Source organism: Nonomuraea sp. B5E05, from assembly GCF_039880665.1.
In the GTDB taxonomy this organism is placed as follows: Bacteria; Actinomycetota; Actinomycetes; order Streptosporangiales; family Streptosporangiaceae; genus Nonomuraea.
Window position 1 is genome coordinate 154,629 of sequence record NZ_JBDPMJ010000005.1, and the last position, 21,987, is coordinate 176,615.

Here is a 21,987-nt window from a genome sequence, read left to right on the forward strand (position 1 = left end):
AAAGGTAGAGCGTGGTCATGATCGGACACATCATCCTCTCGGTTGACGCGCGCGTACATCCCTGGGTTGGAGACCCGCCCGGTCCGTACGACGACGGCAGGCGTTTCGGGACCCGCCCGGTCCGTACGGCGTCAGCAGGCGCTCACCCCGTCCTGGTATCCCCTCGCGAACGAGGCCTGACGCTGCGCCGCCGTGCCGTGCGCCAAGGGGTCGAGCCAGTCGTCCGTGGGGTCACCCGCCGCCTCAAGGCTGTAGAGCAGCTCTTCCTCGTCACCCTCCTCCGCCCGCAGCGCCCCGGAGCTCACCAGGGCGGACAGGGTGCCGCCCGCGTAGCAGTCGGCCTGGAGCTCCGCCTGCACGTTCAGCTGGAAGCCCGTCTGGAGCTGCGCCTGTACGGCGTGCCCGATCTCATGCGGGATGATCACATAGACGGATCCGTCGCCCATCTCCGTCCACAGCGCCTCCATCCAGTCCCGGTCAAAGGCGACGAAGTGGCCGAGCGGACAGTAAAAGGCGTTGTTCGGGGCGGCGGGCTCGTTGCCGCAGGCAGGGCCGGAGCGGCCCGAGTAGGGGACGAAGGCGGTCAGCGGCCGATATGTCCGTCCTAACTGCTCGAACTGCTGCTTCCAGAACGCCTCCGACAACGTTCGTGCCGTGCGGACGTCCTCCTCGAAGGAGTCGGCGCCCTCCGTGTCCATGGACGCCGGCCGGGTGATGGCGCACGCGGCGACCAGCAGGACCAGGACGAGAACCAGGGCTCGGATCACGGGCTTCACGCATCCCAAGTGTGCACGGGTTCGTTGCTGTGCATGCGCTCGATGTACTCCAGAGTCATGGCCCGCAGCGCCTCGTGCCGGTCGCCTCCATGCGCGTGCACGCGCTCCACCTGCCAGTTCGCGCCCGTACGCCCGGCGATGCAGCGTCCCTCGATGATGCCGAGCAGCCGGTCGGCGACGGGCCCGTCCACGCCCCACGCGGCCAGCCCCTCCTGCGCCATGGGCAGCAGGCGGCGCAGGATCAGCTCGGCCGCGGGCACCTCGCCCACCCCTGGCCAGTACAGCCGCGCGTCCAGCCCGTGCCGGGCCGCGGTGGCGAGGTTGTCGGCCGCCGCCTGGAACGACATCCGGCTCCACAGCGGCCGCTCGGCGTACGGCATGACGCGCATCAACCCGTAGTAGAAGGCCGCGTTGGCGACTACGTCGGCCACGGAGGGGCCGGCGGGCAGCACCCGGTTCTCGACGCGCAGGTGCGGCACCCCGTTCACCACCGCGTACACCGGCCGGTTCCAGCGGTAGATCGTGCCGTTGTGCAGGGTGAGCTCGTGCAGCTCCGGAATGCGCCCCTGTTCGAGTTCCACGCGCGGGTCCTCGGTCTCGCAGAGGGGGAGCAGCGCGGGGAAATAGCTGACGTTCTCCTCGAACAGGTCGAAGACGCTCGTGATCCACCGCTCTCCGAACCAGACTCTCGGCCGTACGCCCTGCGTCTTCAGCTCCGCCGGCCGCGTGTCCGTGGCCTGCTCGAACAGCGCCATCCTGGTCTCTCGGTGCAGTTCCTTGCCGAACAGGTAGGGCGAGTTGGCCGCGGCCGCGACCTGGGGGGCGGCGATGATCTGGGCCGCGTTCCAGTGGGCGGCGAACGCCTCGGGGCTGACCTGCAGGTGGAGCTGCACGCTGGTGCAGGCGGCCTCGGGCGTGATGCTGTCCGCGTGCGTGTCGAGGCGTTCGACGCCGTCGATGGACAGGTGCAGGTCCTCGCCGCGGGCCGCGAAGATCTGCTCGTTGAGCAGGCGGTAGCGGGGGTTCGCGGAGAGCGTGCCCTCGCCGATGTCCTGCTCGCGCAGCGTGGGCAGGATGCCGATCAGGGCCAGGTGGGCGCCCTGGGAGCGGGCGCGATCCTCGGCGTGGTTGAGCCGCGCCCTGATGTCGTTCTCCAGGAGGAGTGCGCCGTCGCCGCCGAGCTCCCGGGGTTCGATGTTGATCTCGATGTTGAACTGGCCCAGCTCCGTCGCCCAGTCCGGCCGCTCGATGGCGGCGAGAACCTGGGCGTTGCGCATGACGGCCTCGCCGCGCGCGTCCACGATGTTGAGCTCGATCTCCAGTCCGGCGAGCGGGCGTTCGAAGTCGAAGCGGGATTCGCGCAACATCTGGGCGAAGACGTCGAGGCATCGACGCACCTTTTCCCGATATTTCCGGCGGTCGTCCCGGCTGAAGACGACGACTGGCACGTCCCTGCCCATATCAGGAAATGTCGCACGCCAACGCCCCCAAGACCAGAGCGCAGGCCAGTCTTTGCCGCACCCTGAGCCCTCGCATGGAGTCCCGTGGACTACCGCCACAGCGCCACTGGCCGACCTCGACATCCTCGCCCTCGTCCGGCGGCCCTGGAAGGTCCCCGGCCGGCGTGCGGCGGGTGGCCGGCCTTGGCGGAGCCGTAAAGGATGGGGTCAGGACGGGCGGGCGGGAGACCTGAAGCGAGGCTAGGGTGCTGGGATGCGTGTACTGATCACTGGTGGGGCGGGTTATATCGGCAGCACGGTCGCGTCGGCGTGCCTGGATGCCGGGATCACGCCCGTGATTCTGGACAGCCTTGTGACGGGGCGGAGGGAGTTCGCCGAAGGGCGCGTGTTCTATGAGGGAGATATCAGCGATGGCCCGCTGATTGACAAGATATTCGCCGAAAATCCGGATATTGAGGTTGTCGTCCACTGCGCGGCGCTCATCGTCGTGCCGGATTCCGTGGCCGACCCCATCGGCTATTACCGCGCCAACGTAGCCAAGAGCCTCGAACTCGTCGACCATCTGCTCCGCAACGGCTGCCAGCGGATGATTTTCAGCTCCTCCGCGTCCATCTACCAGGCGGGCGCGGACCACACGGTGGACGAGGACTCGCCGCTCGCCCCTCAGAGCCCGTACGCGCAGACCAAGGCGGTGTGCGAGGCGATGTTCGCCGACATCGCGGCCAGCCGCCCGATCAGGATCCTGTCCCTTCGCTACTTCAACCCGGTCGGCGCCGACCCGTGGATGCGCACCGGCCTGCAACTGCGCCGTCCCAGCCACGCCCTGGGCAAGATGATCGAGGCGTACGAGGACGGCGTGCCCTTCCGGATCACCGGCACCGGCTATCCGACGAGAGACGGCACCGGCATCCGCGACTACGTGCACGTCTGGGATCTGGCGACCGCGCACGTGGCGGCCCTGCACAGGTTCGACGCTCTGGACACGGACGTGATCAACCTGGGCACCGGCGCGGGCACCACGGTCCGCGAGCTGGCCGAGGCGTTCAACCGGGTCGTGGACCGTCCCATCGAGGTCGTCGAGGCCCCCGCCCGCCCCGGCGACGTGCCCGGCGCCTACACCCGCAGCGACCGGGCCCGCCGCCTGCTGGACTGGCGGGCCCGCCACTCCCTCGACGAGGGCATCAGGCACTCTCTCGAATGGGCGGCCCTCCGGGAGTCCAGACTGGGCTGAGCCCGGCCGCCCCTCTCCCGTGCGGCCGCGCTCTTCCTCGTCCGGACGTGCCCTTCCTGCCCGGTCGTTCGCTTCCTGCCCGGTCGAGGCCTTTCCGTGAGGTCGCGCCCTTCCCGGCAGGTCGCGCCTCTCCCGTCCGGGTGCGGGAGAGGCGCGAACCGTCGCCAGGTCAGCCGGTGACGGCGTACGCGCCGAGGGGGATCTCGGTCAGGCTGGAGATGTCGTCCTCGCCGTCCTCGAACGAGGTCGCGACGTCCTTGGCCGCCGGCGCCTTGATCGACACAGCCTTGCCCCAGCCGGTGTACCGCGTGTCCACGCTCACGGTGCCCTCGTCGCCGGCGCCGTTCACCGTTGACGCAAACGTCGTCACGAGGCGCGTCGGCAGGCCGGCCGCGTTCACGGTGAGCCGCCACGTGATCGGGCTCTTCAGCGCCTTGGCGGACGGCTTGCTCGGCGAGCCGGCGCGCAGCCAGGGCGAGGCCTTCCACAGGGCGCCCAGCTTGATGGTGCCCTTGTAGCCGTGGCTGGTGGTCTTGGCGCCCTTGAGCAGGGTCTTGAGCGTGGAGTATTCGGCGACGTTGACGGGCTGGCCGTACGTGCCGGTGATGCCGCCGGGCGGGCCCTTGGGCGCCTTGAACCAGGTCTTGCCCTCGGGCAGCAGGGTCGTCCACATGTTGCCGGAGAGGTAGGCCGTGGTGCCGACCCTGATCGTGCGCTCGGGCTTGGCCACCGCCTTGAGGATCTCGCCGAACTCGCTGTCCGGCACGTCGCCCAGGTCCTTGGAGGTGATGTTGAGCTTGCCGGTGATGTCGGAGGCGGCGATGCCCGACCTGCTGAACTGCAGGGTGCCGCTGCGCCGGAGGAACACCTCGCGCTCGCCGTCCTGGGACACGGTCGTGCGCTCGGTGAAGCTCACCCCCTTGCCGGTGGTCATCCGCTTCTTGACGGCCACCACGGGGTCCTTGGGAGCGGCCATCGCCGGAGTGGCGGTCACCAGCGCGGCGGTCGTGGCTAACGCCACGCCGGTCAGGATTCGCTTCATGCGGATTTCCTTCGTCGAAGTTCTGTTGTTGAGGTCAAGGCAGAAGTGCGGCCATGTGGAGCGGCTCGGCGGAGTCGGCCATTACGGAATGCCGCCGAGCGAGTTCAGCGAGTGGATCGGGTCTTCCTCAAGGAACGCCGTGTGCCCCCGTGCGTGCGGCCGTGGTCACCGCCAGGCCGCGACAAATCGGTTCATACGAGTTTCCTCTGGTTCCAAAAGGAAGAGGGGTCGATTCTGCCAATCGAAGATCACGACCGTATATCGAGAACCGGGGCGTATGCCGTCGAATCGGTGCAAAATTCATGCAGATGCCGTCGTGGAGAAGTGAGATCACCGTCACATAGCGCGAGAACCCCCACCCGATGACCTGGTCAGGTCAAGCTTCGGGCTAGGCTTCACTGGCGGAAACGCCCGGCACGCACCCTGAGCGTAGGAGCTCGCCGTGAGAGAGCGAGGCACGATGCCACCGAACGGCGAAGCGGACGCGACCGTAAGTGCTGTTGCCCGGGCCGCCGAACATCAGTCGGACAAGCGTCGAACATTCAGTCGGATAAGCAAGGAGCGAACCCGACGCAGCGAGCGGAGTGGAGGGCCGGCGCAGAAGGCACTCCACGGAGCGAGTGAGGAGGGTGAGCGACAAATGGGAAGAGGACGGACCCCTCGTGGACCTGTTCGAACATCAGGCGAAGGAACTCTTCGCTGACTACGGCATCCCGGTGCCACGCGGCATCGTCGCCCACACCGGGGAGGAGGTGCGGTCGGCGGCCGAGGAGCTGACAGGCCGCGTTGTCGTCAAGGCACAGGTCAAGACCGGTGGCCGTGGCAAGGCCGGCGGTGTGAAGGTGGCGGCCGACGCCGCCGACGCCGTCGAGAAGGCCACCGCCATCCTCGGCATGGACATCAAGGGCCACACGGTCCACAAAGTGCTCGTGGAGGAGGCCAGCGCGATCGCGGAGGAGTATTACTTCTCCTTCCTGCTCGACCGCGCCAACCGTACATTCCTCGCGATCTGCTCCGCCGCCGGCGGCATGGACATCGAAGAGGTCGCCCACACCGCGCCGGAGAAGGTCGCCAAGGTGCCGGTCTCGGCGTTGACCGGCATCGACCGCGCCAAGGCCCGCGAGATCGCGGTGGCCGGCGGCCTGCCGGACAAGGCGCTCGACGGCGCCGCCGAGCTCATCGAGAAGCTGTGGTGCTGCTTCGTCGACGAAGACGCCACGCTCGTCGAGGTCAACCCCATGATCCTGTCGGCCGACGGCCAGGTGAAGGCCCTCGACGGCAAGGTCACCCTCGACGACAACGCCACGTTCCGCCAGCCCGACCACGAGGCGCTCGCCGACAAGGCGGCCGAGGACCCGCTCGAGGCCAAGGCCAAGGAGAAGGACCTCAACTACGTCAAGCTCGACGGCGACGTCGGCATCATCGGCAACGGCGCGGGCCTGGTCATGTCCACGCTCGACGTGGTGGCCTACGCGGGCGAGCAGTTCCCCGGCAAGCCGTCCCCCGCGAACTTCCTCGACATCGGCGGCGGCGCCTCGGCCGAGGTCATGGCCGCGGGCCTGGAGATCATTCTCTCCGACCCGAGCGTCAAGTCGATCTTCGTGAACGTCTTCGGCGGCATCACCGCCTGCGACGCCGTCGCCAACGGCATCGTCTCGGCGTTCAAGCTGCTGGAGAGCCGTGGCGAGGCCGTGACCCACCCCCTGGTGGTCCGCCTCGACGGCAACAACGCCCAGCTCGGGCGGCAGATCCTGGCCGACGCCGCACTCCCGCGGGTCGAGCTGGTAGACACGATGGACGACGCGGCCAAGCGGGCCGCCGAGCTCGCTGCGGCAGGTGTGTGACCCATGGCCATCTGGTTGACTGAGAACAGCAAGATCATCGTTCAGGGCATGACGGGCGGCGAGGGCACCAAGCACACCCGCCGCATGCTCGCCTCCGGCGCCCGCGTGGTCGGCGGCGTCAACGCCCGCAAGGCCGGCACCACGCACGAGGGCCTGCCCGTGTTCGGGACGGTCAAGGAGGCGATGGAGCAGACCGGCGCCGACGTGTCGGTGGTGTTCGTGCCCCCGGCGTTCACCAAGGACGCGGTCAAGGAGGCCATCGACGCAGAGATGCCGCTCTGCGTGGTGATCACCGAGGGCGTGCCGGTGCACGACTCGACCGAGTTCTGGGCCTACGCGGTGGCCAAGGGCAACAAGACCCGCATCATCGGCCCCAACTGCCCGGGTATCGCCTCTCCCGGCGCCTCCAACGCCGGCATCATCCCCGCCGACATCACCACCGCCGGCCGCATCGGCCTGGTCTCGAAGTCCGGCACGCTCACCTACCAGCTGATGTACGAGCTCCGTGACTTCGGCTTCTCCACCGCCGTGGGCATCGGCGGCGACCCGGTCATCGGCACCACGCACATCGACGCGCTCCAGGCGTTCCAGGAAGACCCCGCCACCGACGCGATCGTGATGATCGGCGAGATCGGCGGCGACGCCGAGGAGCGGGCCGCCGCCTACATCGAGCAGCACGTCACCAAGCCGGTCGTGGCCTACGTCGCGGGCTTCACCGCTCCAGAGGGCAAGACGATGGGCCACGCGGGCGCCATCGTGTCCGGCTCCGCCGGCACCGCCCAGGCGAAGAAGGAGGCCCTGGAGAAGGTCGGCGTCCGCGTCGGCAAGACCCCCTCCGAGACGGCCCGCCTGATGCGCGAGATCATGCAGGCTCGCTGAGCGCCGCCTCCTGACAGCCCCGCACGGCCTCCCGTGCGGGGCTTCTCGTTTGCCACGGAACACGGTCGACGAGGCGTCGTAGCGGCGGCGCGCCACTGACCGGTTCAGAAGCGTCTCCCTGGACCGACGCCGGCCCCGGTCGGCGGTCGGGGCAACCACGGCAGCGCCGTAAAGGAAAGAGCCTGGCACGACCGGGACAGGATCGGCGGCCACAAAGTAAGGGCGGGCGGCGCGTCAACCAAGCGCTGGTCGCGAAAGCTTGAGAAAATCGCCTACTGTGACGGCGATTCTCGACCAGCTACGTGCCGCCCCCCGGTCGGTGCTCGGCCGACTGCCCGGGGTCTCGAGCGACGACGACGAGACCAGGCGGCCGCTGCCCGTGTCGGGGATGCTGGCGGCCGCCGCCACGCTCGGCGTCGGGCTGGCGGCGCTCACCACGCTCACGCTGGTCGGCTGGATCGCAGCGCCGCGCGGCACGCTCGAAGCCGGGCTGCCGGGCGTGTTCCGTACGGCGGCGCAGCTCTGGCTGGCCGCGCACCACGCCGGGTTCGCGATCCCCGGCGGGCGGGTGGGCCTGCTGCCGCTGGGGCTGATGTTGCTGCCCGCCGTGCTGCTCTACCGCGCGGCGCGATGGATGGCCCGCGACGCCGACCTGCGGCTGCGCCTGCCCGCCCGGCTGCCGAAGAACAGCCCGAAGGCGCAGGCGGGGGCCCGGCGGCGGGCCCAGCTGGTGCTCGTGGTGCAGGCGGGGGTTTCGCTGGCGGCCCCGTACGCGCTGCTCGCCGGACTGATCGCGGTCGTCGCGCGCAACGAGATCACCCAGCCGTTCCTCGGCGAGACGCTGTTCAGCCACTTCGTGCTGGCGTTCCTCGCGGGATCGCTGGCCACGGCGCGGATGATCGGGCCCTGGCGGGTCATGTTGCGGCTGCTGCCCGAGCGGGTGCGCGCGCTCACCGTCGGCACGGCCGTCGCCACGGCGGTGCTGCTCGTGGCCGGGCTCGCGCTCGTGCTGGTCGCCATCGTGCTCAACTTCGGGCAGATCCAGGAGCTGTCCAGCGTGCTTTCGCCCGGGTTCGTGGGCGGGGTGCTGCTGTTGCTGCTGCAACTCCTCTACGCGCTCAACGCCGTCGTCTGGGCCCTGTCCTACATCGCGGGGCCGGGGTTCGCGATCGGCGCCGACACTCTGGTCGCGCCCACCGGGGTGCAGCTCGGCACGGTTCCGAGCCTGCCGCTGCTGGGGGCGCTGCCGGAGAGCGGCACCGTGCCGGCGTTGATGATGGCGGTGATCGCGCTGCCGTTCGCGGCCGGAGCGGTGGCGGGCGTGATGGTGGCCAGGATCTCGCCGTCGCCGTCCTACGAGGCGGCGCCGCTGTGGGGGTTCCTCAGCGGGGTCTCGACAGGCGTCGTGGCGGGGGTGCTCGCGGCGCTGTCCGGCGGGCCCATCGGCGGTGGCAAGCTCGCCACGGTCGGGCCGTCCCCCTGGGAGGTGGCGCTGTCGGTGGCGCTTGAGGTCGGCGTGGCCGCGGGCATCTCCGCCGGCGTGACCAACCTGCTGCTGCTCAACAAACGCGCCCGTACACCGCTCGACAAGGCGGCCGCCCCCGTGCGCAAGGCCGGGGCCGCGCTGGCCAAGGCGGCGAGCAAGGTGGGGCTGGCCGAGTCCGACCCGCGCCCGCTGCCCGGCCACTGGATGGACGCGACGGAAGCCGACACCCAGGAGATCCCCGTCATCAGGGACGACTGGCAGGACGAGCACGCGTCGGCGGCGGCCGAGACGTTGGCCCAGTCCCGCTCGCGTGTGCCGGAGCCGGGGCCGGACACCCGCCCGCCGCGCAAGGACATCGTCGACGAGTCGGACGACCGCGGCGGCCACGTCATCTACGTCGACCCCTACGCCTGGGACCGCGACTAGCGCTGTGACCACAGAGGCTCACCGAGCCGGTCGGGCGGCCCGATGCCCGGCATACCACGCGGCGACGTACGTCAAGGTGTTCCCTCGGGAACCGCCTGCCGGTAGCGGTCGGCCAGCGCGCGGATCTCCGCGACGAGTTCGGGCGGCTCGGTGACCTCGAAGCCGGCGCCGAGCATGCCGAGATAGCAGGCCAGCATGTGCGGTGTGTCCGAGCCGACCTCGGCCACGCAGGCGTCGTCGCCCAAGGGCTCCACCCGAACGCCGGACGGCAGCCGGTCGCGTACGTGCTCGGCCGGTGCGCGGACCGTCACCCGCGCCCGGCACTGCCAGGTCGCGGTGGCCAGGCCGGTGCTGACGTGGCCGACGAGGTCACCGCCGGGATCCTCGCGTGGGGTGAACCGGGGGCCGTTCGGTGTCCGCAGCCGCATCCGGTCCACCCGGAACGTGCGCCAGTCGGACTTCGCGACGTCCCACCCGACCAGGTACCAGCGGCCCCGGCTGTGCGCGAGCCGGTGCGGCTCGACCTCGCGGCGGCCGGCCGACCCGTCATGGGTGGCGTAGTCGAACCGGAGCCGCTCGTGGTCGCGCGAGGCCGCCGCGATCGCGGTGAGCGTGTCGGCGCCCACGCGGGAGCCCGCGTGCGGGAGCGGGACGAGGTAGGCGCGCAGGCCGTTGACCCGGTGGCGGAGCCGTGACGGCAGCAGCTGTTCCAGCTTGGTCAGGGCACGCAGCGCCGCCTCCTCGATGCCGGTGACCGCGCCCTGTGTGGCGCCCACCCGCAGCCCGACCGCGACGGCGACCGCTTCGTCGTCATCGAGCAGCAGTGGCGGCAACTGTGCGCCCGGCCCCAGCCGGTAACCGCCGGTGACGCCCCTGATCCCGTGCACCGGGTAGCCGAGACCGCGCAGGCGTTCGACATCGTTGCGCACGGTGCGCGCGGTGACGCCGAGACGCTCGGCCAGCTCCGGTCCGCTCCAGTCTCGCGGCGTCTGCAACAAGGAGAGCAGCCGCAGCAGCCGTTGTGCTGTGTCCGACATGTTGCAAAGTCTGCCCGAATACAGGAACGGCTTGTTCCGGTATCGCTCCTAGATTTTCCGGTATGGACAACAACACGGACATCCGCCCGTTCCACGTCGACATTCCGCAGGCCGAACTGGACGACCTGCGCGACCGCCTCACCCGCACCCGCTGGCCCCGGCAGATCAGCGGAACCGGGTGGGAGCGCGGCGTTCCCGTGGACTACCTCAAGGACTTGGCGGACTACTGGACGAACGGCTTCGACTGGCGCGCACAGGAGAAGACGCTGAACGAGCATCCGCAGTTCGTGACCACCATCGACGGCCAGGACATCCACTTCCTGCATGCCCGCTCACCCGAGCCGGATGCGCTGCCGCTGATCCTCTCCCACGGCTGGCCGGGCTCGTTCGTGGACTTCCTGGACGTGATCGGGCCGCTGACCGATCCCCGCGCGCACGGCGGTGACCCGGCGGACGCGTTCCACGTCGTGGTCCCCTCACTGCCCGGCTTCGGGTTCTCCCACCCGGTGCGGGACCCGGGCTGGGGCAACCTGTTCCGGGTGGCCGCCGCGTTCGGGGAGCTGATGGCCCGGCTCGGCTACGAGCGGTTCGCCGCGCAAGGCGGCGACGTCGGCGGTGGCGTGACCATGCTGCTGCCCATGGCCGCTCCGGGCCGCGTGGTGGCCACCCACATCAACGGCCCGTCGCCGTACCCGTTCGGCCCGCCCATCGAGCTGGACGGCCTGTCCGACGCGGACCGAGCCCGCGCCGAGCGCTTCAATGCCGCCCGCCAGGACGGTCTCGGCTATCTGCACCTGCAGTCCACCCGCCCGCAGACCCTGGCCTACTCGCTGAACGACTCGCCGATCGGACAGCTGGCGTGGATCGCGGAGAAGTTCAAGGAATGGACTGATCCTGCCGCCGAACTGCCCGAGGACGCGGTGGACCGCGACCGGCTGCTCACCAACGTGAGCCTGTACTGGTTCACCGGCTCTGGCGCGTCCTCGGCCGACATTCTCTACGAGGGTATGCGTGCCTATCGCGAGATGGCCTCCTCCCAGCCCACCGACGATCAGTTCGGCGACGACCAGTTCGGCGCCGCTCAGTCCGGCGCCGCTCAGTCCGGAGGGCCGTCCGTGCCGGCGCCGCCGCAAGGGATCGCGGTGTTCGCGGCGGACATGACGATCCGCGCCCTCGCCGACCCGGCGAACACCGTCGACCACTGGGCCGAGTTCGGCCGGGGCGGCCACTTCCCGGCGCTGGAAACGCCCGACCTGCTGGTCGGCGACCTGCGCGAGTTCTTCCGCGTCGCGCGATGATCCCGGGGGCGGGCGGCTGACCGGCACAGGTCAACGGGCTGAGCGGTCCTACGGCTGCATGGCGCCGAGCAGTTCGAGCACGTCCGCCGGGAGCTTGCGCTCGGCCGCGTCCCTGAACTGCGTGAAACACTCGCCCTGGGACGACACCGTCCCCGCCCCCTTCATGCACTCCTGGTAGGCGGAGTATTCGTCCATCAGGTAGAGCTGCATCCCCGTGGTCATCGTGGACAGCGCCAGGGCGATCGCAGAGACGGTGATGCCGCCCACGGCGACACCCGTGGGCTTGCCCTCGCCTTTCAGCAGCGGTAGCGCCTTGATGCCGGCCATGAGCGCGAACAACGCCATGACCAGGCCCGCGAGCGGCAACATGAACGTCATGGCCAGCGCTGCGATGGACAACCAGATCGCTCGGCGGCCCGCCGATTCAGCGGGCTGCTGGCCTGCCGGTGCCTTCACCGGTGTCGACACCTGACCTCCTCTGCGTCGCCGGGCGAGGAACAGATACGCTGACAGCCCCACCCTGTTACCTCTTGGGAGAGTGTGCGTGTCTAAGGTTGGGCGGCTCGTCGTCCTCGTCTCCGGCTCTGGAACCAACCTACAGGCCCTGCTGGACGCTTCTGCCGACCCGTCTTACGGTGCTCGCGTGGTCGCGGTCGGCGCCGACAGGGAGGGGATAGAAGGGCTGGTCAGGGCCTCGAAGGCAGGCATCCCGACTTTTGTGGAAAAAGTGGGCGATTACGCGACGCGGACGGAATGGGATGTGGCCATCGCGGCCAGGATCTCCGCGTACGAGCCTGACCTGGTCGTGTCGGCGGGTTTCATGAGAATTCTCGGCGAGCCCACACTCCAGGCCTTTCCCCTGCTCAACACCCACCCCGCGCTCCTGCCGTCGTTCCCCGGCGCCCACGGCGTGCGCGACGCGCTGGCCCACGGCGTCAAAGTGACCGGCTGCACGGTGATGCTGGCCGACGAGGGCGTCGACACCGGGCCGATCGTCGCCCAGGAAGCGGTGCCCGTGCTCCCGGACGACGACGAAGCCGTCCTGCACGAGCGCATCAAGACCGTCGAGCGCCGTCTGCTCGTCGAGATCGTCGGCCGGATGGCTCGCGAGGGCTGGACGGTCAGCGGACGCAGCGTCCGCATCGGCAACCACACAGGAGGGGAATCCACGTGACTCGCATCGCCATCCGGCGCGCGTTGATCGCTGTATACGACAAGTCCGGTCTCGAAGAGCTGGCCAGAGCCCTCGACGGCGCAGGCGTGGAGATCGTCTCGACCGGCGGCACGGCGGCCGCGATCTCGTCCTTCGGGATCCCGGTGACGAAGGTGGAACAGCTGACCGGGTTTCCCGAGTGCCTCGACGGGCGGGTCAAGACCCTGCACCCGCGCGTGCACGCCGGGCTGCTGGCCGACATGACCAAGCCCCACCACGTGACCCAGCTGGCGGAGCTGGAGATCGACCCGTTCCAGCTCGTGGTCGTCAACCTCTATCCGTTCCAGGAGACGGTGGCCTCGGGGGCGTCCGGTGAGGAGTGCGTCGAGCAGATCGACATCGGCGGGCCCGCCATGATCCGTGGCGCCGCGAAAAACCACAACACCTGCGCGGTCGTGGTCGACCCCGGCTTCTACGGCGACGTGCTCGCCGCCGTGGCCGAGGGCGGGTTCACGCTGGCCGAGCGCCGGCGCCTGGCCGGCGTCGCCTACGCCCACACGGCCTCGTACGACGTGGCCGTGGCCAACTGGTTCGCCGGCACGTACGGCGAGGAGGGTGACTTCCCGTCGTTCACCGGCGGCGCCTACCAGCGCAAGGCCACCCTGCGCTACGGCGAGAACCCGCACCAGGGCGCCGCCCTCTACACGGGCGGCACGGGCGGTCTCGCCAACGCCGAGCAGCTGCACGGCAAGGAGATGTCCTACAACAACTACCTCGACTCCGACGCCGCCTGGCGCGCCGCGTGGGACTTCTCCGAGCCCTGCGTCGCCATCATCAAGCACCAGAACCCCTGCGGCATCGCGGTCGGCTCCGACGTGGCCGAGGCGCACCGCAAGGCCCACGCGTGCGACCCCGTGTCCGCCTACGGCGGCGTGATCGCCGTCAACCGCGAGGTCACGGCCGAGCTGGCCGGGCAGATCGCCGACGTCTTCACCGAGGTCGTCATCGCCCCCTCCTACGCCGCCGAGGCGCTGGAGACGTTGCGTGCCAAGAAGAGCCTGCGCCTCCTGGTGTGCCCGCAGGGCCCGTCACGGCGGACGGAGCTGCGCGAGATCGACGGCGGCCTGCTGGTGCAGTCGGTCGACAAGGTGGACGCGCCCGGCGACTCCGCCGCCCAATGGGAGCTCAAGACCGGCACGCCCGCGACGCCCGAGCAGCTGGCCGACCTGGAGTTCGCCTGGCGGGCCTGCCGCTCGGTCAAGTCGAACGCCATCCTGCTCGCCGCCGACGGCGCGACCGTGGGCGTCGGCATGGGCCAGGTCAACCGGGTCGACTCCTGCCGCCTGGCGGCCACCAGGGCGGGCGAGCGCGCCGCCGGCGCGGTCGCGGCCTCCGACGCGTTCTTCCCGTTCCCCGACGGCCCGCAGGTGCTGATCGAGGCGGGCGTGCGGGCGATCGTCGAACCCGGCGGCTCCATCCGTGACCAGGAGGTCATCGACGCGGCCGAGAAGGCGGGCATCACCCTCTACTTCACCGGCACGCGCCACTTCTTCCACTGATCACCCTACGTCCACTGATCATCCGCTAAAGGGCGACATGGCCGATCATGTCGCCCTTTAGCCGTTTTGCGGCGAGCATCCCTTGTCTCCGGTTAACCTGATGCCTTCCCCCGTTTGCTCGTTTCCCGGAGTCTTCCTTGCTTGACGCGATGCTGCAGGCCCTCGTCACTGTGAACGGCCTCGCTACCAGCCCCTTCGTCCTCCTGGTGCTCGCCTTCATCGGTGCCTATCTGGGCAGCCGCGTCATGGAGATCATCCCCTTCACCCGCCGCATCATCGAACGCCGCGAGGCCCGGTTCACCGAACCCGAGTAACCCCGGCGACCCGCGGCAGGTCTCCCCGCGCCGCACGGGACGCCGGCCGCGCGGTCGGTAAGGGCTATGCCGGTGGAGAATGATCCAGCGCGAGCTTCGCCGCACCGGCCAGAGAGGCCCGGACGCCCAGCACGGAAGGCACGACGCGGACAGCCCGGACGAAGGCGAGGCCCGCGACGTCGTCGAGCGCCCGCTCCAAGGGTTGGAACAGCACCTTGCCGGCCATCGACACGCCGCCACCGACCACCACCTTCGTGGTCTCGGTTGCGGCCGTCACCGAGGCGATCATCCCCGCCAGCGCCCTGGCCCCACGCTCGAACGCGGCCAGCGCGACCGAGTCACCCGCCGCCGCGTCCTCGGCCAGAGTGCGGGCGTCGGCCGGCTCGCCTTTCCAGCCGTGACCGACGGCCCAGCGAACCAGGTTGGGGCCGCTGGAGTAGCGCTCCACGCACCCGCGGCCGCCGCACTCGCACCGCTCACCGTTCGGGTCCACGGACATGTGCCCCACATGGCCGGAGTTTCCTGTCGGGCCGAGCAGCGGCGAGCCGTTGAACACCAGGCCGCCGCCGATACCCGTGGAGACCACGATGCCGAGCAGCGCGTCGCTGCCCTGGCCCGCGCCCAGCCAGTGCTCCCCGAGCGCGAAGCACTGTGCGTCGCCCGCCAGCATGGTGGGCAAGCCGGTCAGCTTCCGTACTTCGTCGCGCAGCGGAAACCCCCGCCAACTCGGCATGTTGACCGGGCTCACGGTTCCGGCGGCGAGGTCGATGGGACCCGCGCAACCGATGCCGGCGGCCACGGGCGGCGGACCGCCCGTCTTCACCTCCGTGATGAGAGCCGCCAGCGCGTTCATGACGTCCGCACGCGGTGTGGGCCGGGTCGCGGAACGCAGGATCGAACCCGACTCGTCCACCAGCGCGGCGGCGAGCTTGGTCCCTCCGATGTCGATGGCGAGTACGCAGGTCATCAATGTTTGTGGTGGTTGTCGGGCTGGCGTGGATCGCCAGGATGCTCAAAGCCGGGAACGAGCTTCACCTTCTTGGCGCGTAGGTTGTCGAGCCATCGCGCGAACGCCTGCCGCTGCGCCGCCTCCAAGAGGTATGGGTCTTGGCGCGATGCACGGGACATCCGATGCGATTGTTGCTCCTCCAGGGCGGATCCTCCCATAAAGGCCGCCACAGCCGCCCCCGGGGTCATGGTTGCGGCAATTTCCTGAGGTGACGGTGAGATCGCAGCGGTGTCCGGGTTGGGGATCGGGTCAGGGGTGACGCCCGTAGCTGGGACCGTGGCGGGAGCAGGGGCTGAACGCGGGGCCGAGGCCGAGTGGGCGGGCGGGCTCGGTGTCGTGACAGGGGTCGCGATGGCGACGTGCCAGCCGAGGCCGTCTTCGATCGGGCCGACGAGCGTGGCGTACGGGTGGGCCTGGAGAGCTTCGGCGATGGCGATCGGTAGCGAGTCGAGCGCGATCGCCCCGAGGGGTTCGAGATCAGCGGGGGAGGCTTCGCTCGCCCGCTCGCGATCGGTGAACAGACGATGTCGTACGAGGTGCCGTGACGGGGAAGCGGAGGCGGAAGAAGGCCTGCGCCGCCATTGCGACGGGGTGATGACATCGGTTGTGACGTGGTCGAACATGGCGCGCACCCACGGGCTGCCGTTGTAGGCGGCGGCGTTGATCGAGCCCAGTTCGACGGCGGCCAAGCGATCCAGCGGCGGCCTCTCCTTCGGGCGCAGGCCGAGACCGGTGGCCGTGCTCTCGCACAGTGCCTCGGTGAGGATGACCTGGGTGAGCCACCTGGCGAGCTGGCGGTCCTCGGAGGTGCCCGGCACCGGAAGCGCCGCGCTGAGCGGGCCCTCTCGCAGGGCGGTGAGGCGCTCGTCGAGGAGCTTGCGGGAGATCGGGCGGCCGTCCACCCAGCCGATCACCTCCCGCTGACCGGAGTGCGCCTCGTGCCGTGTCTCCGTACCCGCGGCCGAGCCGGACGGGCGGGCTGCTCGGTCCGGCTGGGAAGGCTGGGGAACGGTCGCCGGCGGGGGCGGGGTGCGGTCTGGCGGGAGGGGTTGGGGGGAGGCCGTCGGCGGGGGTGGGGTGCGGTCCGGTGGGAAGGGCTGCGGGGTGGCTGCCGTGGGACTTTCGAGGTGCTGGGTCACCGGGTCACCGCCAGGCGGATGGCTGGGGCGTACTGGCAGCGGCCGAACCACATGACCTTGGCCAGGGCCCAGGCGTGGCCGTCGCTCGCGTCCGTCGGGACCTCCACCGGGAACGACACCTCCGCCGTCTCGCCCGCGGTCACCGTGAAGCCCTGGATGACCTCCGGGAGCATGGCCCACGTGCCCCAGGGGGACGCGAGCTGGGCCTCGCCGCGGATCTCGTCTGAGGTCGTGTTGGCGAGCCTGAGCGTGAGCGAGGCGCGGTCGCCGGGCCGGAGCGTCAGCGACCCGGTGGCGGGGGTGATCGACAGGCCCGTCGGGCGGGCATCGGCGGACTTGGTGCCCCGGTTGGCTCTGCGAGGTTCGGCGGGCCTGCCGGCCACGGGCAGCTCGGGGACCTCGCCGAAGGCGACCGTGGTGACGTCTTCGATGAGCTGGCCGCCCGCGGTGGTGCGGGCCGAGACGAAGCAGAGGCCGGATCCTGGGAGAGGCGGGGGCGTCACGGTCACCGGGAACCGCAGGTGGCCGCCAGGCGGGAGGTGGAAGGGGCGCTGGGCCGGGGTGGCGGTCCACCCTTCGGGCACGCGGACCTCTGCCACGCCCTCGTGGGGCTCGTCGGTCAGGTGGGAGGAGACGACGACCTCCACCTCGAAGGGCTCCTGCGGTGAGGTGACGAGGCCGGGGTCGATGGCGATGGAGATCGGCAGGTAGCCCAGCGGTGCGGGGCCCTTGTTGTGCAGCCAGTAGCGGCTGTAGACGGGCTGCGCCGGCTCCGTTTCCGGGCCGAACCCGGGTGCGTCGGTGGCGGGCATGGCTGTGGGGGCGATGTAGGTGGCGATCTCGGCGCCGGTCAGGGCGAGGTCGGTGGCCGGCGCTCCGGGACGTTCGAGCAGATCGGCGTGGGCGAGCCGGTCGAGGGGGAGCACGGGAGAGGAGAGCCCGGCCTGGGAGCCCAGCCCGGTCGACTCGACCAGGCGGATGGTGACACCGTCGCGGGGCCGGTCGGCGCGGCCGTGGGCGTGCGGGTTGCCGGTGGCCTTGAGGGTGCTCAGCAGCACGTCGCGAGCCGGCGTGAGGGTCAGCAGGGAGTGGACCTCGGGGAGGGCGCCCTGCTGTGCGGCGTGGACGGTGCGGGGAAGCAGCGGGGTGATGTGCTCCTGCGCCGCCGCCGGCAGCCGCAGGGCCCGCCAGTCGCCCTCACCGGCCACCAGGGAGTAGGAGAACTCGTGGGTCCAGTGCTGGAGCTGGAAACCCGAGCCGTCGGGCGTCGTGCGGTGGGGCGGGTCGAGCCAGATGCCCGACGGCCAGCCCGTGCACGAGCGCATCAGGGACAGGTGCAGCGCGCCCGAGGGGTCGACGGCGAAGCCGGGCAGGCCATAGGTCAGCAGGGCGACCGTACGGTCGTCGAGCCGCTCGGCGCCCAGCGGGCACACGGCCTCGATCGTGGCGTCGGCGAGGTCGGCCACCAAGTCGGCGACAGGGCCGGTGACGATCAGGGCGGGCAGGGCGCGTACGTCGCGCAGGTCGGCGCTGGGCTGCCAGACCTCCGTCAGCGGGCGCTCGGCGGGCACCCACACCCGGGACTCGCCCGACTTGAGCGCGTCGAGGTAGGCCGGGTCGGCGCGGGAGAGCAGCTCGGCGGCCAGCGGGTTGTCGTCGGGGCCGCCGATGACGATGCGCACGTCGGGCAGGTTGGAGTCGACGTCGAGCCAGCCGTAACGGGTGCCGGGCGCGGAGGACGTGGTGGCGGTGACACCGACGCGGGCCAGGGCGACCACCAGGTCACGGGCCTTGGGGGCGTCGTCGAGGGCGGGCACCACGACCTCGGCCACGCCCAACGCCCGCGCACCCGCTTCGCCGAGGTCGACCTTCGCCGTGGTGGACAGGCCGAACCAGGTGTTGGCCGGGTTGTCGAGTGTCCACGGGTGCTCGGCGGTGTCGACGTCGGGCAGTGCGAACCCGCGCCCCACCACGGCGCCGGCCACGTCGGACACCGGCAGCGCCCCGTCGACGCGGGCGGGGAAACGCACCCGGAGCAGGCGGTCCGCGCCGGTGTGGTCGAGGACGCGGGTGGTGAAGTCGATGCGGTCGGAGCCGTCCGTCAGGGTGACGGTCTGCTCGTAGGCGACCTCGCCGACCTGGCCCGTGACCGTCAGGCGGTGGCCGATCGGGCTCGTCTGCGCGGACGCCGACAGCGCCCGCGTCTCGGCCGAGCCTTCGGCCTGGCCGGTGGGGATGAGATGCCAGGGGCCCTCGCCCATGTCGGGATGTTGCGGATATTCGTGATAGAGGCGCAGCTCGTTGCCGGGGCCGGTGAGCAACTCCCGGCCTGAGGTGAGATCGAGGATGGAGGTCAGCGCCCCGCCGCGCGCCGGATCGGCCGTGACGCGCCACCGGTCGTTTTCGATGGTGACGGGCGTCGACGCGTCAGCAGGGACGGGGCCGGGACGCGAGGTGTCCGAGGCGACCGGCGTCGGCCGGGTCTCCGGCTCGGTGGCGTGGGCCACGGGGGCCTGAGCCTGCCAGGAGCCGGGGACGCCCCGCGCCACACGGTAGGTGCGCCAGCCCAGCGAGGGCACGTCGCGGGCCAGGAAGGTCAGTGTGTCGCCCTCCGCGACGGCGGGGACCTCGGCTCCCGAGGGACCGGCCACGGTGTGCCCGGCGGGGACGCTCACGCGGACCAGGCCGTCGCGGGCGAAGGGCAGGGTGTTGGTCACCACCACGCTGTGGCCGTCGAGCGTGATCTGGCCGGTCAGCGCGTCGAGCGCGCGGTCGCGGGCGGTCGCGGCCAGGTCGTGGGCCTCGCGCCAGCCGGTCAGCAGGTCGATGTAGACCTGGTCGGACTCGGAGCCGGTGATGGCGTCGTGGTGTGCGCCGTAGGCCAGCTGCCGCCACACCTTGTCGAGCGCGGTGTGCGGATAGCGGCCGAGCCCGAGCAGGGCGGCGAACGTCGACAGGCGCTCGGCGTCGAGCGCCGCCACCTCGGCGGCCCGCTGGGCCTGCTTGGTGTCGATGTAGGAGACGTCTTTGCCGGTGTAGATGGGGTTCATGTCGCGCGTCTGGGGGCTGAACGACGGCCTGCCGGCGCGAACGGCGTCGAGGAAGTCGCGGGGTGTGGCGCAGACGAATCTGGGCCACACGTAGCGGGAGGCCCACGTGCGGTGGATGTCGGTGACCCACTTGTTGGGCGGTGTGTAGTCGGTGCCGACCGGGAGCAGGATGTTCTTCGTCGCGGCGACGGGCTTGAGCGAGCGGTAGAGGTCGTAGACCGCCTGGCAGGCCTCGTCGAGGGAGGGCGAGGAGTCCATCGACCAGCCGGCGGAATAGTGGGCGGGCATGTAGTGGGTCAGCACACCCTGCCCTGACGGCGAGATCCACTCGAACTCGCTGGGAAACTGCATCAGCGCCGCGTCGTTCTTGGCCTGCTTGAAGTTTTTGCTGATCGGGCCCCACTGGTGGAACGGCCCGCGCGCCCACGCGCTGCCGGTCAGCCCGGCCGCCGCGAGGTAGCCGGGGAACTGGGGGTCGTGCCCGAACACGTCGAGCTGCCACGCGGTGCGCGGGTCGCCGCCGAGGATGTCGCGCTGGTAGCCGATGCCGTAGACGAGGTTGCGGATGGTGGTCTCGGCGCCGGTCAGGTTGGTGTTGGGCTCGTTGTAGGTGCCGCCGATCAGCTCGACGCGGTCCTCGGCCATGAGGGCCCGCAGGTCGGCCCGCCGCTCGGGGTGGGTGTCGAAGAACGGCTTGAGATAGTCGACCTCGGCCAGCACGAAGCGGTAGTCGGGGTCGCGCAGCGCCAGCTCGATGTGCGCCTCGACCAGCGCGAACGCGTTTCGCTCATAGAGCGGCCTGGTCGTGTTGTCGGCGGAGAGCAGCTCCCACGGGCTGGTGTAGGCGGCCTGCGTGTTCCACCACACCGGGTCGTAGTGGAAGTGGGAGACCATGTGCATGGTCCAGCCAGGCTCCTCGGCCGTGACGGTGACCTCGAGGGACTCCTCGCCCAGGGTGAGCAGGCAGGGCACGGCGGCGCCCGGCGGCGCGGACACGGCCATGGGGACCTCCAGCACGCCGGCCGTGGCGGGAACGCGCACGGGCCCGGCCAGGCGGACGCCCTCGCCGCGCAGGTCGAGCGGCGTCTCGTGGTCTCCTGCGGCGACGGTGACGCGCAGCACTTGATGCGGCTCGTCACGCGAGCCCACGAACAGATCGGTCGACTCCGCGGACAACAGGCGGGTGGGCAAGGGGGACCTCCAGAGCTTGTTGCTGGCGCCCGCAACACTAAGCCTTCGAAAGATCGATGACAACGATGTCAAGAGGCGCCTGTGGATAACCGGATCCAACTGCCTGGGGTCTGTGGATAACTGGCGGCCCTACTCCGATCTCCACTCACTGATCCCGCTCGACGCGAACGCCCCGCGCACCCCGTACGAGGGCCGCCACGAGGCATGGAAGGATTACCGCATGAGCGCAGTGAAACTCGATGGCAAGGCCACCGCCGCCAAGATCAAGGCCGACCTCGCGACCAGGGTGGCCGCGCTGAGAGAACGCGGCATCACGCCCGGCCTCGGCACCGTGCTCGTGGGCGACGACCCCGGCAGCCAGATCTACGTCGCAGGCAAGCACCGGGACTGCGCCGAGGTGGGCATCGCCTCCATCCGCGTCGACCTGCCAGAGACCGCCAAGCAGGCCGAGGTCGAGGCGGCCATCGACGAGCTCAACGCCTCTCCCGAGTGCACCGGCTACATCGTCCAGCTGCCCCTGCCCAGGCGTCTCGACACGATGGCCCTGCTGGAGCGGATGGACCCGGCGAAGGACGCCGACGGCCTCCACCCGATCAACCTCGGCCGCCTCGTCCACATGGTCGACGCGCCCCTCCCGTGCACCCCGCACGGCATCGTGCTGCTCCTGCAGGAATACGGCGTGCCGATCAAGGGCGCCGAGGTGGCCGTGGTCGGCCGCGGCATCACGGTGGGGCGCTCGCTGGGGCTGCTGCTGACCCGCCGCAGCGAAAACGCCACCGTCACCCTCTGCCACACCGGCACCCAAGACCTGGCCGGCCACGTGCGCAGGGCCGACATCGTGGTGGCGGCGGCCGGCGTTCCCGAGCTCATCACCCGTGACATGGTCAAGCCCGGCGCGGCCGTGCTCGACGTGGGCGTCTCCCGGGTCAACGGGAAGATCGCCGGAGACGTGGCCCTCGACGTCGAGGAGGTCGCGGGCTTCCTCACCCCCAACCCGGGCGGAGTCGGCCCCATGACCCGCGCCCTGCTGCTCTCCAACGTGGTGGAGGCCGCTGAGCGGCTCCAGCCCGGCGCCTCCGGCAGCTGACGCGGG

General features: G+C 70.6%; 17 protein-coding genes. 9 read left to right on the plus strand and 8 right to left on the minus strand.

Annotated elements, in window-relative coordinates; all coding sequences use genetic code 11:
* Positions 1-131: 131 nt before the first annotated feature.
* Together ABGB01_RS11750 and ABGB01_RS11755 are read right to left on the minus strand one after the other, a co-directional pair.
* Positions 132-776 (minus strand): neutral zinc metallopeptidase, encoded by a 645-nt coding sequence (locus ABGB01_RS11750; RefSeq protein ID WP_347773174.1) that lies wholly within the window; start codon positions 774-776, stop codon positions 132-134.
* The gene (locus ABGB01_RS11755) at positions 773-2,224 is read right to left on the minus strand and encodes a glutamate--cysteine ligase (protein ID WP_347773176.1); all 1,452 of its coding nucleotides are present in this window, start codon (positions 2,222-2,224) and stop codon (positions 773-775) included. Before ABGB01_RS11755 ends, ABGB01_RS11750 begins: the two co-directional genes overlap by 4 nt.
* A gap of 265 nt (positions 2,225-2,489) precedes the next feature.
* On the opposite strand from ABGB01_RS11755, the gene galE reads away from it, so the two are divergent.
* Positions 2,490-3,467, plus strand: coding sequence for a UDP-glucose 4-epimerase GalE (gene galE / locus ABGB01_RS11760; protein WP_347773178.1), 978 nt, complete (start codon positions 2,490-2,492; stop codon positions 3,465-3,467).
* Positions 3,468-3,636: 169 nt separating this feature from the next.
* Here the strand turns inward: galE and ABGB01_RS11765 are convergent, their stop codons facing one another.
* Positions 3,637-4,509, minus strand: a complete 873-nt coding sequence (locus tag ABGB01_RS11765) for a hypothetical protein (protein WP_347773179.1) — start codon at positions 4,507-4,509, stop codon at positions 3,637-3,639.
* Positions 4,510-5,171: 662 nt separating this feature from the next.
* Between ABGB01_RS11765 and sucC the strand changes: the two genes are divergently transcribed.
* The 3 genes from sucC to ABGB01_RS11780 all read left to right on the plus strand — a co-directional run bounded on the left by sucC (position 5,172) and on the right by ABGB01_RS11780 (position 9,144).
* Entirely contained in the window at positions 5,172-6,353 is a 1,182-nt protein-coding gene (gene sucC, locus ABGB01_RS11770) for an ADP-forming succinate--CoA ligase subunit beta (protein ID WP_347773507.1), read from the plus strand.
* A 3-nt stretch (positions 6,354-6,356) separates the two neighbouring features.
* Positions 6,357-7,232 carry a succinate--CoA ligase subunit alpha gene (sucD, locus tag ABGB01_RS11775; protein ID WP_347616666.1) on the plus strand — a complete coding sequence of 292 codons (876 nt, stop codon included), beginning with the start codon at positions 6,357-6,359 and terminating at the stop codon, positions 7,230-7,232.
* Positions 7,233-7,509: 277 nt separating this feature from the next.
* Complete coding sequence (locus tag ABGB01_RS11780) at positions 7,510-9,144, plus strand: DUF6350 family protein (RefSeq protein WP_347773181.1); 1,635 nt, start codon at positions 7,510-7,512, stop codon at positions 9,142-9,144.
* Positions 9,145-9,215: 71 nt separating this feature from the next.
* Here the strand turns inward: ABGB01_RS11780 and ABGB01_RS11785 are convergent, their stop codons facing one another.
* A complete protein-coding gene (locus tag ABGB01_RS11785) occupies positions 9,216-10,181 on the minus strand; it encodes a WYL domain-containing protein (RefSeq protein WP_347773183.1) in 966 nt (321 codons plus the stop codon).
* Positions 10,182-10,243: 62 nt separating this feature from the next.
* On the opposite strand from ABGB01_RS11785, the gene ABGB01_RS11790 reads away from it, so the two are divergent.
* Positions 10,244-11,479: an epoxide hydrolase gene (locus ABGB01_RS11790; protein WP_347773185.1), complete on the plus strand. Its 1,236-nt coding sequence runs from the start codon at positions 10,244-10,246 to the stop codon at positions 11,477-11,479.
* Between the two features lie 48 nt (positions 11,480-11,527).
* Here ABGB01_RS11790 and ABGB01_RS11795 read toward each other — a convergent pair whose 3' ends face one another.
* Positions 11,528-11,947, minus strand: a complete 420-nt coding sequence (locus ABGB01_RS11795; protein WP_347773187.1) for a hypothetical protein — start codon at positions 11,945-11,947, stop codon at positions 11,528-11,530.
* A 76-nt stretch (positions 11,948-12,023) separates the two neighbouring features.
* Between ABGB01_RS11795 and purN the strand changes: the two genes are divergently transcribed.
* The 3 genes from purN (at position 12,024) to ABGB01_RS11810 (ending at position 14,505) form a co-directional block, all read left to right on the plus strand.
* Complete coding sequence (gene purN, locus ABGB01_RS11800; protein ID WP_347773189.1) at positions 12,024-12,653, plus strand: phosphoribosylglycinamide formyltransferase; 630 nt, start codon at positions 12,024-12,026, stop codon at positions 12,651-12,653.
* Positions 12,650-14,191: a bifunctional phosphoribosylaminoimidazolecarboxamide formyltransferase/IMP cyclohydrolase gene (purH, locus tag ABGB01_RS11805; protein ID WP_347773191.1), complete on the plus strand. Its 1,542-nt coding sequence runs from the start codon at positions 12,650-12,652 to the stop codon at positions 14,189-14,191. The genes purN and purH overlap by 4 nt, the downstream gene beginning before the upstream one ends.
* A gap of 137 nt (positions 14,192-14,328) precedes the next feature.
* A complete protein-coding gene (locus tag ABGB01_RS11810; RefSeq protein WP_347773193.1) occupies positions 14,329-14,505 on the plus strand; it encodes a hypothetical protein in 177 nt (58 codons plus the stop codon).
* 64 nt (positions 14,506-14,569) lie between these two features.
* Here the strand turns inward: ABGB01_RS11810 and ABGB01_RS11815 are convergent, their stop codons facing one another.
* From ABGB01_RS11815 to ABGB01_RS11825, 3 genes are all read right to left on the minus strand, one after another.
* On the minus strand, positions 14,570-15,472 hold the full coding sequence (locus tag ABGB01_RS11815; RefSeq protein WP_347773195.1) for an ROK family protein: 903 nt from the start codon (positions 15,470-15,472) through the stop codon (positions 14,570-14,572).
* Positions 15,472-16,428, minus strand: coding sequence for a hypothetical protein (locus tag ABGB01_RS11820; RefSeq protein ID WP_347773197.1), 957 nt, complete (start codon positions 16,426-16,428; stop codon positions 15,472-15,474). Before ABGB01_RS11820 ends, ABGB01_RS11815 begins: the two co-directional genes overlap by 1 nt.
* Positions 16,429-16,649: 221 nt before the next feature.
* Positions 16,650-20,894, minus strand: coding sequence for a glycoside hydrolase family 38 C-terminal domain-containing protein (locus ABGB01_RS11825; RefSeq protein ID WP_347773199.1), 4,245 nt, complete (start codon positions 20,892-20,894; stop codon positions 16,650-16,652).
* Positions 20,895-21,114: 220 nt separating this feature from the next.
* On the opposite strand from ABGB01_RS11825, the gene ABGB01_RS11830 reads away from it, so the two are divergent.
* Entirely contained in the window at positions 21,115-21,981 is an 867-nt protein-coding gene (locus ABGB01_RS11830) for a bifunctional methylenetetrahydrofolate dehydrogenase/methenyltetrahydrofolate cyclohydrolase (protein ID WP_347773201.1), read from the plus strand.
* Positions 21,982-21,987: the final 6 nt, after the last annotated feature.